Raw genomic sequence first — 15476 nt, forward strand, 5'->3', positions numbered from 1 at the left:
TCAATTGAAAAGCCGTTTCGCTTCCGATAATGCGAATTTCGGACGCGGTTGATGCCGCGATTCAGCAAGTGAAGCTTTTTGGGGAGAAGGCCGCCTTGGCACAGGCGCTGCAAATCGACCTTACAGGTCAGGTGGCAATCGTCACGGGCGGCACACGCGGCCTGGGGCGCGCTGTATCCGCAGCACTTGCGGCAGCCGGCTGCCGGGTGATCGCATGTGCGCGCAACGCCCCGGAATCCCTGCCCGATGGTGTCACTTTCACATCCAGCGACATTCGCGATCCCGAAGCGGCCAAGGCGCTGGTCGATGGCGTCGTGGCCGAACATGGCCGCATCGACATCCTCGTCAACAATGCCGGTGGTTCGCCCGCCAGTCCGGCCGAAGCCGCCAGCCCGCGCTTCGTCGACGCCATTCTCAAGCTCAACCTGGTTGCCCCGCTCTATCTGGCCCAGGCCGCGCATCCGCACATGGTCGCGGCCGGCGGCGGCAGCATCGTCAACATCGCCAGCGTATCGGGCATCCGCCCTTCTCCCGGCACCGCCGTCTATGGCGCCGCTAAGGCCGGGCTGCTCAACCTGACGCAAAGCCTGGCCCAGGAATGGGGACCGGCCGCGATCCGCGTCAACGCGATCATCGCCGGGCTGATGAGCACCGAAACCGCCGAAACCACCTATGGCGATGCCGAAGCGCAGGCGGCGGTCGGCCGCTCGATGCCGCTGCAGCGCATGGGCACCGGCGAAGACATCGCGGGGGCCGTGCTGTGGCTGTGCTCCCCGCTTGCATCCTGGGTCAGCGGCGCGCGCATCAATGTCGATGGCGGCGGTGAGCGGCCCTATTTTCTCGATCTGGTAAAAGGGGCTCAGTCGTGATGAGTGTTAAGTCGCTGGGCTATGTAGTAATCGAAACGGCGCAGCCGGCCGAGTGGGACCGCTTCCTGACCCGGGTGGTCGGCGCGATGCGCGCACCCGATGCCAGCGATGGGGCCGCGCTCTATCGCATCGACGAGCGGGGTTTCCGCTTCCGCATTGAAACCGGCGCGGCCGAACGGTTGCTGGCCCCGGCTTTCGAAGTGGAAAGCGCCGCTGCCTATGAAGCCCTGGCTGAACGCATTGTCGCCGCAGGCCGGACCGTAGCCCATGCCAGCGCTGACGAAGCCGCCGCGCGCGGGGTCACCGCGATGTTCCGCACCAGCGATCCGGCTGGAAACGGTCTGGAATTCTATCACGGCGAAGCGCCGTGCAGCACGCCGTTCGTCTCGCCCCTGGGCGTGCCGCGCTTCATCACGGGCGAACTCGGCATGGGCCACGCGGTGCTGACGGCGCTGAACTTTGCTGAAACGGTCGAGTTCTATTGCGATGTCGTGGGCTTCGGCAAAACCGACATGCCGCGCTTCTATTTCAACGGCGGTCCGCCGGAAGATCCGGGCATGGGCTTTGCCTTCCTCCATGCCGCAAACGGACGCCACCACAGCCTGGCGCTGGGCGAAGGGCCGCCCCCGCCCTCGGGCTGCGTCCACCTGATGGTCGAGCTGCCCGACCTGATCGAGGTCGGCAAGGCGCATGACCGGATGCGGGCCGAAGGCTTTGCCGAATCCGCCACGCTGGGCCGTCACGTCAACGACGAGATGACCAGCTTCTATGTCCAGACCCCGGCCGGGTTCGACCTCGAGATCGGCTATGACGGCCTCGTCATCGATCCGGCCAGCTGGGAAACCACCCACCACGAACAGATCAGCGTCTGGGGCCACGTCTGGGCCTGGCAGGAAGCGCTGAAGAAGGCGGCGGAGTAGGATCACGATGCTCGACAAACGAATGACCCCGGCCGAAATCGTCGGCCAGCTGAAAGACGGGATGACGCTGGGAATCGGTGGCTGGGGTCCGCGGCGCAAGCCGATGGCGCTGATCCGCGAAATCCTGCGCTCGGACCTCAAGGACCTCACCGTGGTCGCCTATGGCGGCGCGGACGTGGGGATGCTCTGCGCTGCGGGCAAGGTAAAGAAGCTGGTCTTCGCTTTCGTCAGCCTCGATGCGATCCCGCTCGAACCGTGGTTCCGCAAGGCCCGCGAGGCCGGGCAGATCGACGTCCTCGAACTGGACGAAGGGATGTTCCAGTGGGGCCTCAAAGCCGCCGCATTCGGCCTGCCGTTCCTGCCCACCCGCGTCGGGCTTGGCACGGACCTCGCCGAACTGGGCGGGCTGAAGCACGTGCAGTCGCCCTATGATGATGGCGAAGTGCTGATCGCCATGCCCGCGCTCAAGCTCGACGCCGCCCTGCTCCACGTCAACCGCAGCGACTGGCGCGGCAACGTCCAGGCATTCGGGCCGGACGTGTTCTATGACGAATGGTTCGCCAAGGCTGCCGCCAAGACCTATGTCAGCTGCGAAGAACTCGTCCCCGCGATGGAAGATGCCTATCCGGACGATGCCCAGGCCAACGTGGTCGAACGCTGCTTCATCAGCGGCGTCACCGAACTCCCCTGCGGCGCGCATCCCAGCATGATGACCCCTGCCTATGGCTGGGACATGAAGGCCTTCAAGGCCTATACCGACGCGGCCCGCGACCCCGGCGACTGGAGCCAGGTCGCCGTGCGTTTCGTCGGCGCGAGCGAAGCCGAATATCTTGCATCCGTTGGCGGAAAGGAGGCGGTGACGGCCCTGCCGTTGCCGGTGTTCTGATGAGCGACAATTCGAACCTGAACCCGACCCCAAACGGTCCTAGCCTCGCCGAACTGTGCATCGCCGCCTGTTCGGAAGCGTTTCGCGGCAATGGCGAAGTTGTGGCGACCGGCGTCGGCCCGGTGCCGCGCCTGGCCGCCAGCCTGGCCAAGCTGACCCACACGCCCGAACTGATGATGACCGATGGCGAGGCCTATCTGGTCGAACAGCCCGTGCCGCTTGGCCCGCGCGGCGACTACAAGCCCCGCTTCGCCGGGCATCTGCCGTTCGGCCGGTTCTTCGACAGCGCCGTCTGGTCGGGCCGCCGCCACGCGATGGTTACGCCCACCCAGATCGACCGCTTCGGCCAGATCAACCTGTCGCAACTGGGCGGCACGCACAAGCAGCCCAAGACCCAGATGCTGGGCGTGCGCGGCTTTCCCGGCAACACGATCTACCACCCCAATTCGTTCTTCTTCCCCAGCCATACGCCGCGCGTGTTCGTGCCGGGCGAGGTCGATATGGTTTCGGGCGTGGGCTACAATCCGGCCAAGCGGATTGCCGGCGGCAACTTCTCGGCCGTCGACCTGCGGCTGATCGTCACCAACCTGTGCGTCATGGACTTTGGCGGCGCCGACAACGCGGTCCGCGTGATTTCACTGCATCCGGGCGTGACTTTCGAACAGGTCGAGGAAGCCACCGGCTTTGCGCTGGAACGCGGCGACATCCGCGAAACGCCGCTACCCACCGCGGAAATGCTGGAAATCATCGCCCGGCTCGATCCGCACAATATCCGCGCCGGGGTGATCAAGGACAACCCGCCCGCACTGGCCGCCGCCTGAGGAGCACCTGCCATGACCGATCTTGTTGCGCCCAAGTCCGTCGACATCACCTATGAGACCGAAGAGCCGGTCCGCTACGAAGTGATCGGCGCCGTGGCCTGGATCACGATGAACCGGCCCGGTTTCAACAATGCCCAGAACGGGCAGATGACCTATGCGCTCGACGATGCCTTCAATCGCGCCGTCAAGGACGACGCGGTGCGGGCCATCGTGCTGGCGGGCGAAGGCAAGCACTTCTCGGCCGGGCACGACATCGGCACGCCGGGCCGCGACCTGCATCACGAGTTCGACAAGCGCCTGATGCTGGCCCCGCACACCAACAAGCCGGCCGCCGAACTGCTCTACACGCGTGAGCAGGAACAGTACCTGGGCATGTGCCGCCGCTGGCGCGACATTCCCAAGCCGACCATCGCCATGGTCCAGGGCGCATGCATTGCGGGCGGGCTGATGCTGGCCTGGGTATGTGATCTGATCGTGGCCAGCGAAGACGCGTTCTTCCAGGATCCGGTCAACCCGCTGATGGGCATTCCGGGCGTCGAATACTTCGCCCATGCCTATGAACTGCCGCCGCGCGTGGCCAAGGAATTCCTGCTGCTGGGCGAACGGATGAGCGCCGCGCGCGCCGAACAGTTCGGCATGGTCAACAAGGTCGTCCCGCGCGACCAGCTGCGCGAGGCGACCGCCGCCTGGGCCAACAAGCTGGCCGGGCAGAACCGCCTGGGCAACTGGTTGACCAAGCAGTCGGTCAACCACGTCGAGGAACTGCGCGGCAAGCGCAGCGCGATGGACGCGGTGTTCCACATGCATCACTTCGCGCACGCCCAGAACGACCTCGTCACCGGAGATTCGATCGGCGGCGTCAGCGGCAAGTCGGCAGCTTCGGCCAACAGGTCGGAGGCCAGCAAAGCCTGATGAGCGACGCACTGGCCACTGCTCTTACCGCGCGGCTCGGCTGCCGCCTGCCGGTAATCCAGACCGCGATGGGCTGGATCGCGACGCCGCAGCTGGTTGCCGCGTCCGGCAATGCCGGCGCGTTCGGTTTTCTGGCCGGTGCGGTGATGAAGCCGGCCGAACTGGGCGAGGCAATCGCGCGGCTGCGGGACATGACCCCGCACGCCTTCGGGGTGAACTTCCATTCCTTCCAGGCTGGCGCGGCCGAGATCGTCGAGATCATCCTGGCCAATGCCGACCGGGTGCGCGCCGTCAGCTTCGGGCGCGGCCCGGATGCGAAGATGATCGGCCGCTTCCGCGATGCAGGCATCCTGTGCATCCCGACCGTCGGCGCGGTGAAGCACGCCGAAAAGATGGTCCAGCTCGGCTGCGAGATGATCACCGTCCAGGGCGGCGAAGGCGGCGGGCACACCGGCGCCGTGCCGACCACCGTGCTGCTGCCCCAGGTGCTCGATGCGGTGGACGTGCCGGTCGTGGCGGCGGGCGGCTTTGGCGATGGCCGGGGCCTGGCGGCCGCGCTCGCCTATGGAGCCTGCGGCATCGCGATGGGCACGCGCTTCCTGATGACGGCGGAAAGCCCTGTTCCGGCCGCCCCCAAGGCCGCTTACGTCAAGGCCGGGACCGGCGACATTACCGTATCGACCAAGGTGGACGGCATCCCGCAGCGGATGATCCTCAACCCGCTGCTGCGCCGGATCGAAGGTTCGGGCAAGCTGGCGATGTGGCTGCGCGCGATGGAAGCGGGCCTCGAAATGAAGAAGCAGTCCGGCATGTCGTGGGGGCAGGTGATTGCCACTGCGCGCGGCATGACGGCCCATGGCGAAATGCCGCTGGCACAGGCGATGATGGCTGCCGCCGCGCCGATGATGATCCAGCGCGCCGTGGTCTCCGGCGATGCCGAGCACGGCCTGATGGCCACCGGTGTAGTTGCCGGGCGGCTTAAGGACCTGCCGAACTGTGCCGAGTTGCTGAGCCAGATTGAAACCGAAGCGCGCGCCCGTATTGCCGCGCTGTGTGCGGGGAACTGAACCCATGCCGATTACCACTGAAATCAAGGAGCGGATCGCCGAAATCGTCTTCGACGTGCCGCCGGTCAACGCGTTCGACAGCGAAACCTGGATGTCCCTGCCCGCGATCATCGCGGCGGCGGCCAGCAATCCCGACGTCAACTGCGTGCTGATCCGCGCGGCGGAAGATTCGCGCGGCTTCTGCGGCGGGGTCGACATCAAGGAGATGCAGGCCCACCCGGAACGCATCACCGTGCTCAACCGCGGCAATTACCTGACCTTCAAGGCGATCCGCGATGCGGAAGTGCCGGTGGTCGTAGCGGCTCACAAGTTCGTGATCGGCGGCGGGATCGGTATCTGCGGCGCCAGCGACACGATCATCGCGGCGGACGATGCGTTCTTCTCGCTGCCCGAAGTCGATCGCGGGGCGATGGGCGGAGCCAGCCACCTCTCGCGGATGCTGCCGCTGCACAAGGTGCGCGCCGCGTTCTTCACCGGCGGCAATATCCCGGCTGAAGAAGCTTACCGCCTGGGTGCGGTCGAAAAGGTTGTCCCGCGTGCCGACCTGGTGGCGGAAGCCCGCGCGTTCTGCGCGGTCATCGCAGCCAAGAGCCGCAAGGCGCTGGTCATCGCCAAGGAAGCGCTCAACGGGCTTGAGCCGCGCGATGTCGATCGCGGCTATCGCTGGGAACAGGGCTTCACGCTCGAAATGTACATGCACGAAGACAGCCAGAAGAGCCGTGATGCCTTCGTCGAAACCGGCAAGGCGGCCAAGTTCTGATGCGGCTGGAATATACCCCCGAACAGCAGGCATTCCGGGCCGAAGTGCGCGCCTGGATGGAAGCCAACGTGCCCAAGGACCCGCTCGTCACGCTGGAATGCCGCGAAGGCTTTGACCAGCACGTCGTGTGGGAACGCACCCTTGCCAGCGGCAACTGGGGCATGGTGACCTGGCCCGAAGCCTATGGCGGGCGCGGGCTGGACCTGATCCAGTGGTTGATCTTCGAGGAAGAATATTTCCGCGCGGGCGGCCCCAACCGGGCCAACCAGAACGGCATCTTCCTGCTCGGCCCGACCATCATGGAATTCGGCACCGACGAACAGAAGGCCCGCTTCCTGCCGCCGATGGCGCGCGGCGAAGTGATCTGGGCGCAGGCCTGGTCGGAACCCGGCGCGGGCAGCGACATGGCCGCGATCCAGTCCAAGGCAGTGCGCGATGGCGATCACTATGTCATCACCGGGCAGAAGACCTGGTCGAGCCGCGCGGCCTTTGCCGACTGGGGCTTTGGCATCTTCCGCACCGATCACGACAGCAAGCGCCACAAGGGGCTGACCTTCATCCTGTTCGATCTGAACAGCCCGGGCATCACCCGCCGCCCGATCCGTCAGCTGCACGGCGACACCGGCTTTGCCGAGCTGTTCTTCGACGAAGTGCGTGTGCCGGTCGAGAATTGTCTCGCGGGCGAAGGCCAGGGCTGGAACGTGGCCATGGCCACCGCCGGGTTCGAACGCGGCCTCATGCTGCGCTCGCCGGGCCGCTTCCAGGCCACCGCCAAGCGGCTGGTCGAACTGTACCGCCAGCATCAGGACAAGGCCTCCCCTGCGGCGCGCGAAGCCGTGGTTCAGGCCTGGGGCGCGGCGCAGGCCTATGCCTACAACACCTATGCCGTGGCGGCGAAGATCATGGCCGGGGGCAGCATCGGCGCCGAGGCGAGCCTCAACAAGATCTTCTGGTCCGAGCTTGATCGCGCCATGCACCGCACCGCGATGCAACTGCTGGGCGCGGCGGCCGAGCTGAAGCGGTTTGACGATGGCCGCATCAACCAGTGGCTCGAAGGCTACATCTTCTCGCTCTCCGGCCCGATCTATGCCGGTTCGAACGAGGTGCAACGCAACATTACGGCCGAACGCCTGCTCGGCCTTCCTCGCGTGGGAGCGGGCTGATGGATTTCCGGTTTTCCGAAGACCAGCTGACGCTGGCGACGAGCGTGCGCAACTATCTGGCGGGCACGCATGGTCCTGAAGTGCTGCGGCGGCTTGACGAACAAGGCGCGCGCGACCCGGAGATCTGGCAGGGGCTGGTCGACATGGGCCTGACCGGGCTGCTGGTGCCGGAAGAGCACGGCGGGCTTGGCATGGGCCTGGTCGAAGCCGCACTGATCGCGGCAGAGTGCGGCCGGGCGTGCCTGGCCGAACCGCTGGTCGACACCGCCTTCGTCGGCGCGGCCTGGCTGCTCTCGCAAGGGCAGACGGACGGTGTGGCCGACGTGGTGGCCGGCACGCGCAAGCTGGCGCCGGCGCATGCGATCAATCCGTGGGTGGCCGATGGCGAAGGTGCGGCAATGGTCAGCGTCGATCCGCTGCGCCAGCTGACCGAGCGTCCGGCCTCCGTCAGCGACGATCCGCACCTGCTCAACCTCGGCGCGCTGATGGGCGCGGCGCAGCTCGTCGGCCTGGCCGACGCGATGCTGCACCAGGCGGTCGAATACGCCAAGATCCGCACCCAGTTCGGCCAGCCGGTCGGTGCGTTCCAGGGGCTGAAGCACCAGCTGGCCAGCTGCTCGGTCGCGATCGAATTCGCCAAGCCGGTGGTCTGGCGCGCGGCGCAGGCCATGCAGGATGGCCTTGCCAGCGCCGCCCTCCACGTCAGCCACGCCAAGCTTGCCGCAACCGATGCCGCGATGCTCACCGCCGAGACCGCAATCCAGGTCCACGGCGCGATGGGCTATACCTACGAGGTCGACCTGCACTTCTGGATGAAGCGCAGCTGGGCCCTTTGCGGAGCCTGGGGCGACCGCGCCTTCCATTACAACCGCGTCGATGCGGCAGTGCTTGGCGCCGCCCAGCCGATCGGTCCCGAACACACCTTTGCCTGAGGAACCCAAGATGGCCGAAGCCTATATCATCGACGCAGTCCGCACCCCCATCGGGCGCAAGAAGGGCAGCCTGGCCGGGGTCCATCCGGCAGACCTTGGCGCGCACCCGATCAAGGCGCTGGTCGAGCGCACCGGGATCGACGCCAACCTGGTCGACGACGTGGTCTGGGGTTGCTGCGACACCATCGGGCCGCAGGCCGGCGACATCGGCCGCACCGTGTGGCTGGTCGCGGGCCTGCCGCAGCACGTGCCGGGCACCACGATCGACCGCCAATGTGGGTCGAGCCAGCAGGCCGTCCACTTCGCCGCGCAAGGCGTGATGAGCGGGACGCAGGATCTGGTTGTCGCGGGCGGCAGCCAGGCAATGAACGCGATCCCGATTTCGGCGGCGATGCTCGCGGCGGAGCCCTATGGCTTCTCCAACCCGTTCAGCACCTCGCCCGGCTGGGTCGCGCGCTATGGCGACGGGATCCTGAACCAGATCAACTCGGCGGAAATGATCGCGGCGAAGTGGGGCCTGACCCGCGCCGAGATGGAAGCCTTTGCCGTGGCATCCCACCAGCGCGCGCAGGCGGCGGCCGACAATGGCTGGTTCGCCAATGAATTAGCGCCGATGGCCGAACTGGCGGCGGACGAAACCATCCGTCCCGGCACTTCGCTGGAAGGGCTGGCGGGCCTGCGCACCGTGCAGGAAGGCGGGATCATCACCGCCGGGATTTCGAGCCAGAACTGCGACGGCGCAGCCGCGATGCTGGTCGCCAGCGAACGCGCGGTGAAGGAACACAACCTGAAGCCGCGCGCGCGCATTCACCACATCTCGGTCCGCGCCGACGATCCGGTGTGGATGCTAACCGCGCCGATCCCGGCGACCGAATATGCACTGAAGAAGGCCGGGATGACCGTGGCCGACATCGACCTGTTCGAATGCAACGAGGCCTTCGCCTCGGTGCCGATGGCGTGGATGAAGGAGCTCGGTATCCCGCACGAAAAGGTCAACATCCATGGCGGCGCGATTGCGCTGGGCCATCCGCTGGGCGCCACCGGCGCGCGGCTGATGACCACCATGCTCAACGCGCTGGAACGCACCGGCGGGCGCTATGGTCTGCAGACCATGTGCGAAGGCGGCGGTCAGGCCAACGTCACGATTATCGAGAGGCTGTAATGGGTATTTGCGAAAACCGTACCGTCATCATCACCGGCGCCGCACGCGGCCTGGGCCGGGCCTATGCCCTGGCTTTCGCTGCCGAGGGCGCGAACGTGGTGGTCAACGACATCGGCACTTCGCTGAACGGCGAAGGGCGTGACACGAGCGCCGCCGATGGCGTGGTGGCTGAAATCATCGCCGCAGGCGGCAAGGCCATCGCCAACTACGAAGACATCACCGACTGGGACGCCGCCAAGCGCATCGTCGATGCCGCCGTGGCCGCCTTCGGTGACCTCCACGTGGTGGTCAACAACGCCGGGATCGTGCGCGACCGGATGTTTGTTTCCGCCACGCTAGAGGAATGGGACGCCACGATGCACGTCCACCTGCGCGGGCATTTCTGCCTCTCGCGCCATGCGGTCGACTATTGGCGCGCCAAGCAGAAAGCCGGAACCAACCCCGACGCGCGGATCATCAACACCTCTTCGGGCGCAGGCCTGCAAGGCTCGATCGCGCAGGCGGCCTATTCGACCGCCAAGGGGGGGATCGCCTCGCTCACGCTGGTCCAGGCGGCGGAACTGGGGCGCTATGGCATCACCGCCAACGCGCTTGCACCCTCGGCCCGCACCCGCATGACCGAGCAGGCCTTTGCCGAGAAGATGGCGACCGAAGGGCAGACCTTCGACGTCATGGACCCGGCGAACATCGCGCCGACCGTCGTGTGGCTGGGCAGCGCCCAGAGCGCGGACGTGACCGGCTGCGTCTTCGAACTCGAAGGCGGCAAGATCATGATCGAAGACGGCTGGCGCGAAGGTCCGGTCGTGGACAAGGGCGCGAAGTGGGAACCGGCTGACGTCGGCCCGGCAGTCGAACAGCTGCTGGCCGCGCGTGTGGCTCCGCGCAAGGTTTGGGGGACGGCATAATGGAATTCGCCTTTACCGACGAACAGCAGATGATCGGCGAGACGGCCCGCGCCTTCTTTGCCGAAAACGCCACCAGCGAACGCACCCGCGCGGCGATGGCCGGAAACGGGATCGACCAGGGCCTGTGGACTGCATTCTGCCAGGAACTGGGCCTGTCGGGCATCGGTATCCCGGAAAGCGCCGGCGGCGCTGGCCTCGGCATGGTCGAACTGGCGATCATCGCCGAAGCCGCGGGCGCACAGGTTGCCGCCCTGCCGATGCTGGGCTCGCTCGCCATGGCCGCCCAGGCGATTGCCGCTGGCGGCAGCGCCGCACAGCAGGCCGATCTGCTCCCCGCCCTGCTCTCGGGCGACCTGATCGCGGGCTATGTCCATGATGCCGCGCTGACCGCGAACGGCAACAGCCTGACCGGTTCGGCCGGGTTCGTCGCGCACGGCGCCTCTGCGGGCCTGTTCGTTGTCACCAGCAACACCGGGGCCTGGACGATCCGCGCCGATGCGCCGGGCGTCACGGTCACGCCGCTGACCACGATGGACCAGACCCGCCCTTACGCCCGCGTAACGCTGGCCGGGGCCAAGGGCGAACCGCTGGGCGATGCCCCCGCCGCAATTGCCGCCGCACACCGCGCGGGCTTCGTGGCCGTGGCCGCCGAAGCCCTTGGCGGGGCGCAGGCCTGCCTCGACCGCACGGTCGCCTATGCCAAGGAGCGCGTCCAGTTCGGCCGCGCGATCGGCTCGTTCCAGGCCTACAAGCACCGACTGGCCGACATGATGATCGAGATCGAGCAGGCCCGCTCGGCAGTCTACTGGGCCGCCTGTGCGGTAGATGAAGGGTCCGACGAAGCGGAACTGGCGCTCCATGCCGCCAAGAGCTTTGCCGCCGACACCTATTTCATGTGCGCAGGCAACCAGATCCAGCTGCACGGCGGGATCGGCTTCACCTGGGAACATGACGCCCACCTGTTTTTCAAACGCGCCCGCGCCATCCAGGCGATGCTGGGCGATGGCAACTGGCACCGCGAACGGATTGCCACGATGATTCTGGGAGACGCGGCATGAAGCTGGGATTTTCCGCCGCCGACGAGCAGTTCCGCGCCGAATGTGCCGATTGGCTCAACGCCGAGATGGCCGGTGAATTCCGGGACATCAAGGGCATCACCAAGCTGACCGCCAGCCCCGAACGCCGCAAGGAATGGGAACAGCGCCTGGGCGAGGCCCGCTGGGGCTGCATCGGCTGGCCCTCGCAGTGGGGCGGCCGCGATGCGACGCTCGCGCAGCAGGTGATCTTTGCCGAGGAATACGCCCGCGCCGGGGTTCCGGGCCGCGTCAACCACATCGGCATCGAACTGGCCGGGCCGACCATTCTGGCCTTCGGCACGCCCGAGCAGCAGCAGCGCTTCCTGCCCGGGATCGCGGCCGGCAAGACCATTTTCTGTCAGGGTTTCTCCGAGCCCGGCGCAGGCTCCGACCTTGCCTCGGTCCGCACCAAGGCGCGGCTCGAAGGCAATGAATGGGTGGTCAACGGCCAGAAGATCTGGACCAGCCTCGCCCATATCTCCGACTGGATCTTCGTCGTCTCGCGCAGCGAGGAAGGCTCGAAAGGCCCCAAGGGCCTGACCTTCCTGATGATGGAAATCGACCAGCCGGGGATCGAGATCCGCGGGATCAAGCAGATCAACGGCGATGCCGAATTCAACGAAACCTTCTTCACCGATGCGCGCTGCCCGGCCGATAGCCTGATCGGCGCGGTCGGCGATGGCTGGAAGATCGCGATGGGCCTGCTGGCCTTCGAACGCGGGGTTTCGACGCTCGGCCAGCAGATGGGCTTTCGCAACGAGCTGGACGAGATCATCGCCGCGGCCAAGGCCAATGGTGCGGCCAGCGACCCGCTGATCCGCCAGCGTATCGCCAAGGCCGAGATCGGCCTCCGCCTGATGCGCTATGGCGCGCTGCGGATGCTCTCGCAGACCGATCATTCCAAGATCGACGGCGCGGCGCTGACCTACAAGATCCAGTGGGCCAGCTGGCGCCGCAGCCTTGGCGAACTGGCGATGGACGTGCTGGGCCAGGCCGGTGAAGTGGCCGAGGGCGCAGAGTATGAGTGGGACACCCTGCCCAACTTGTTCCTCTATTCGCGCGCCGACACGATCTATGGCGGCACCAACCAGATCCAGCGCAACCTGATTGCCGAACGCGGGCTTGGAATGCCCCGCGAACCGCGAGGAGACGTGTGATGGCCGCGCCGATCCCGCCCTATCCGACCGGGCGCAACCTGCTGGCCGGCAAGACCGTGGTGGTCACCGCCGCCGCTGGCACCGGCATCGGCTTTTCCGCCGCCAAGCGCGCAGTGGAAGAAGGCGCGACCGTCCTGATGAGCGACTTTCACGAGCGCCGGCTGGGCGAAGCGGCTGACCGGATCGCGGCCGAATGCGGCCAGCGCCCGGCAACCTTCGTGTGCGACGTCACCAGTCAGGACCAGGTCGATGCGCTCCACGCCGCCGCACAGGCGCAGTTGGGCCATGTCGATGTGCTGATCAACAACGCCGGGCTTGGCGGCGAAGTCGATGTTGTCGCCATGACCGACGAGCAGTGGTTCCGCGTGCTCGACGTCACGCTCAACAGCGTGTTCCGCATGACCCGCGCGTTCCTGCCCGCGATGTATGAGCGCAAGACCGGCGCGATCGTCAACAACGCCTCGGTGCTGGGCTGGCGTGCGCAAAAGGGCCAGGCCCACTATGCCGCCGCCAAGGCTGGCGTTATGGCCTTCACCCGCTGCTCGGCGGTGGAAGCGGCCGAACACAACGTGCGGATCAACGCGGTAGCGCCCTCGATCGCGATGCACGCGTTCCTGGCCAAGGTGACGACCGACGAACTGCTGGCCGAACTTTCCGCCAAGGAAGCCTTCGGGCGCCCGGCCGAGGTCTGGGAAGTGGCCAACGTGATGATGTTCCTCGCCTCCGACCTGTCCTCTTACATGACCGGCGAAGTGCTGTCGGTCTCCAGCCAGAGGGCCTGACCATGGCGAAGATCTATGCCAGCCCGCGCGATCTGATCGGCCAGGAAGGTACGGCGCTCGGCCCGACCGAGTGGCTCGGAATCGAGCAGGACCGCGTCAACGGCTTTGCCGAAGTGACCGGCGATCACCAGTGGATCCACGTCGATCCCGAGCGCGCCAAGGACGGCCCGTTCGGCGGCACGATTGCCCACGGCTATCTGACGATGAGCCTCGTGAACTTCTTCCTGCCCGACCTGATCGAAGTGCGCGGCTTCAGCCACGCGGTGAACGTCGGCGCGGACCGGCTGCGGTTCCTGGCCCCGGTCAAGGTCGGCAGCCGCATTCGCGGGGTTGGCGAGATCGTCGGGGTGGAAGAGATCAAGGGCGCGATCCAGTCGGTCGTGCGCGTGACCATCGAAATCGAAGGCAGCGAAAAGCCGGCCTGCGTGGTCGATACGATCAGCCGCTATTTCCCGGAAGGTTAAGCCCATGCCGACGCCTGAACAGATGGAAGCCGCCGTCCACGCCTATGTCGCCGCATTCGATGCCGGGGACGCCGAGCAGGCGGTCGCGATCTTTGCTCCAGATGCGGTGATCGAAGACCCGATCGGCACCGCGCCCAAGGTCGGCGAAGCGGCGATCCGCGAATTCTATCAGGCGTCGATGGCAACCGGCGCAAAACTGGTGCTGGACGGAGCGATCCGCATTGCCGCCGCGCACGCCGCGTTTCCGATGCGGGTCATGCTGCAATGGGACGGGCAGGACACGACGATCCACGTGATCGATACCTTTGCCTTCGACGAGAACGGCAAGGTCAAGGAAATGAAGGCCTATTTTGGCCCCGGCAACATGATTGCCGGTTGAGGACAAGGAACTAATCCATGCGCGAAGCCGCCATCGTTTCCACCGCCCGCACCGCCATCGCCAAGGCCTATCGCGGGGCTTTCAACGATACCGAAGCCCCCGTCCTCTCGGCCCACGTGGTCGATGCCGCGCTGGAACGCGCCGGGATCGATCCCGCCCGCGTCGACGATGTCTACCTGGGCTGCGGCAACCACTGGAATACGCAGAGCTACAACCTCGGTCGGTTGACGGTCCACGCCTCGAAGCTGCCGAACGCCACCAGCGGCTTCACGCTGGACCGCAAGTGCTCTTCGGGCCTCAACGCCATCGCTCTCGCCGCCCGCGCGATCCGCTGCGACGAAGTGGACGTTGCGGTGGCGGGCGGGGTCGAGACGATCTCGATGACGCTGAACAAGTTCGCGCCTGCCTGGCGCAACCGCTCGCAAGCGGTGATCGCGGCCGATCCCTATGCCTACATGGCGATGATCGAGACGGCGGAGATCGTGGCCGAACGCTATGGCATCAGCCGCGAGGACCAAGACGCGTTTTCCGCGCTCAGCCAGCAACGCGCCGGCGCGGCGCAGGCCGCCGGACGGTTTGACACGGAAATCGCGGCCATCACGGTCGAAAAGTCGCTGAAGGACAAGGAAGGCAACGAAACCGGCCGCGAAACCGTAACCCTTACCGCTGACGAAGGCGTGCGCGGCGACACCACGGCGGAAGGGCTTTCGACCCTGCGCCCGGTGTTCAAGGACGGCATGGTCATCAAGGAAGGCCGCCACATCACGGCGGGCAACGCCTCGCAGCTGTCGGACGGCGCCTCGGCGCAGGTGATCATGGATCTGGACACCGCGCAGAGGGAAGGCCTGCCGGTGCTCGGCATCTATCGCGGCTTCCAGGTCGCGGGCTGCGAGCCTGATGAAATGGGCATCGGCCCGGTCTTCGCAATCCCCAAGCTGCTGGACCGCGCCGGGCTGAGCATCGACGATATCGGCCTGTTCGAAATCAACGAAGCCTTCGCCAGTCAGGCGATCTACTGCCAGCGCAAGCTCGGGATTGATCCCGACAAGCTCAACGTCAACGGCGGCGGGATTGCACTGGGCCATCCCTTCGGCATGACCGGCAGCCGCCTGGTCGGCCACGCGCTGATCGAAGGCAAGCGCCGGGGCGTGAAGTATGTCGTGATCTCGATGTGCGTCGCGGGCGGCATGGGCGCGGCCGGACTGTTCGAAGTCGCCTGAG

Annotated in this window: 17 protein-coding genes; all 17 read left to right on the top strand. The window is 66.4% G+C overall.

Annotation, left to right across the window (positions count from 1 at the left end; all coding sequences use genetic code 11):
- The first annotated feature begins 68 nt into the window (after positions 1-68).
- From ACE3SN_RS02035 to ACE3SN_RS02115, 17 genes are read left to right on the top strand one after another with little or no spacing between them, the layout of a single operon-like run.
- Positions 69-869, top strand: coding sequence for an SDR family oxidoreductase (locus tag ACE3SN_RS02035; RefSeq protein ID WP_374527074.1), 801 nt, complete (start codon positions 69-71; stop codon positions 867-869).
- Positions 869-1789, top strand: a complete 921-nt coding sequence (locus ACE3SN_RS02040; RefSeq protein ID WP_374527075.1) for a VOC family protein — start codon at positions 869-871, stop codon at positions 1787-1789. The genes ACE3SN_RS02035 and ACE3SN_RS02040 overlap by 1 nt, the downstream gene beginning before the upstream one ends.
- 7 nt (positions 1790-1796) lie before the next feature.
- Positions 1797-2675, top strand: coding sequence for a CoA transferase subunit A (locus ACE3SN_RS02045; protein ID WP_374527076.1), 879 nt, complete (start codon positions 1797-1799; stop codon positions 2673-2675).
- Positions 2675-3496, top strand: a complete 822-nt coding sequence (locus tag ACE3SN_RS02050; RefSeq protein ID WP_374527077.1) for a CoA-transferase subunit beta — start codon at positions 2675-2677, stop codon at positions 3494-3496. Before ACE3SN_RS02045 ends, ACE3SN_RS02050 begins: the two co-directional genes overlap by 1 nt.
- A gap of 12 nt (positions 3497-3508) precedes the next feature.
- Positions 3509-4408, top strand: coding sequence for an enoyl-CoA hydratase (locus ACE3SN_RS02055; protein ID WP_374527078.1), 900 nt, complete (start codon positions 3509-3511; stop codon positions 4406-4408).
- Positions 4408-5475: an NAD(P)H-dependent flavin oxidoreductase gene (locus ACE3SN_RS02060; RefSeq protein WP_374527079.1), complete on the top strand. Its 1068-nt coding sequence runs from the start codon at positions 4408-4410 to the stop codon at positions 5473-5475. Before ACE3SN_RS02055 ends, ACE3SN_RS02060 begins: the two co-directional genes overlap by 1 nt.
- Before the next feature lie 4 nt (positions 5476-5479).
- Positions 5480-6235, top strand: coding sequence for an enoyl-CoA hydratase family protein (locus ACE3SN_RS02065; protein WP_374527080.1), 756 nt, complete (start codon positions 5480-5482; stop codon positions 6233-6235).
- On the top strand, positions 6235-7398 hold the full coding sequence (locus ACE3SN_RS02070; RefSeq protein WP_374527081.1) for an acyl-CoA dehydrogenase family protein: 1164 nt from the start codon (positions 6235-6237) through the stop codon (positions 7396-7398). Before ACE3SN_RS02065 ends, ACE3SN_RS02070 begins: the two co-directional genes overlap by 1 nt.
- Positions 7398-8330, top strand: coding sequence for an acyl-CoA dehydrogenase family protein (locus tag ACE3SN_RS02075; protein WP_374527082.1), 933 nt, complete (start codon positions 7398-7400; stop codon positions 8328-8330). Before ACE3SN_RS02070 ends, ACE3SN_RS02075 begins: the two co-directional genes overlap by 1 nt.
- A gap of 10 nt (positions 8331-8340) precedes the next feature.
- Complete coding sequence (locus ACE3SN_RS02080) at positions 8341-9492, top strand: acetyl-CoA C-acetyltransferase (protein ID WP_374527083.1); 1152 nt, start codon at positions 8341-8343, stop codon at positions 9490-9492.
- Complete coding sequence (locus tag ACE3SN_RS02085; protein WP_374527084.1) at positions 9492-10397, top strand: SDR family oxidoreductase; 906 nt, start codon at positions 9492-9494, stop codon at positions 10395-10397. Before ACE3SN_RS02080 ends, ACE3SN_RS02085 begins: the two co-directional genes overlap by 1 nt.
- On the top strand, positions 10397-11455 hold the full coding sequence (locus tag ACE3SN_RS02090; RefSeq protein ID WP_374527085.1) for an acyl-CoA dehydrogenase family protein: 1059 nt from the start codon (positions 10397-10399) through the stop codon (positions 11453-11455). Before ACE3SN_RS02085 ends, ACE3SN_RS02090 begins: the two co-directional genes overlap by 1 nt.
- Positions 11452-12630 (top strand): acyl-CoA dehydrogenase family protein, encoded by a 1179-nt coding sequence (locus ACE3SN_RS02095; protein WP_374527086.1) that lies wholly within the window; start codon positions 11452-11454, stop codon positions 12628-12630. Before ACE3SN_RS02090 ends, ACE3SN_RS02095 begins: the two co-directional genes overlap by 4 nt.
- Entirely contained in the window at positions 12630-13412 is a 783-nt protein-coding gene (locus ACE3SN_RS02100; protein WP_374527087.1) for an SDR family oxidoreductase, read from the top strand. Before ACE3SN_RS02095 ends, ACE3SN_RS02100 begins: the two co-directional genes overlap by 1 nt.
- Positions 13413-13414: 2 nt before the next feature.
- A complete protein-coding gene (locus tag ACE3SN_RS02105) occupies positions 13415-13876 on the top strand; it encodes a MaoC family dehydratase (protein WP_374527088.1) in 462 nt (153 codons plus the stop codon).
- A gap of 4 nt (positions 13877-13880) precedes the next feature.
- Positions 13881-14255 (top strand): nuclear transport factor 2 family protein, encoded by a 375-nt coding sequence (locus ACE3SN_RS02110; RefSeq protein WP_374527089.1) that lies wholly within the window; start codon positions 13881-13883, stop codon positions 14253-14255.
- A gap of 17 nt (positions 14256-14272) precedes the next feature.
- Positions 14273-15475 (top strand): acetyl-CoA C-acyltransferase, encoded by a 1203-nt coding sequence (locus ACE3SN_RS02115; protein ID WP_374527090.1) that lies wholly within the window; start codon positions 14273-14275, stop codon positions 15473-15475.
- Position 15476 lies beyond the last annotated feature (1 nt).

Source organism: Novosphingobium sp., assembly GCF_041915465.1.
Lineage (GTDB): Bacteria > Pseudomonadota > Alphaproteobacteria > Sphingomonadales > Sphingomonadaceae > Novosphingobium.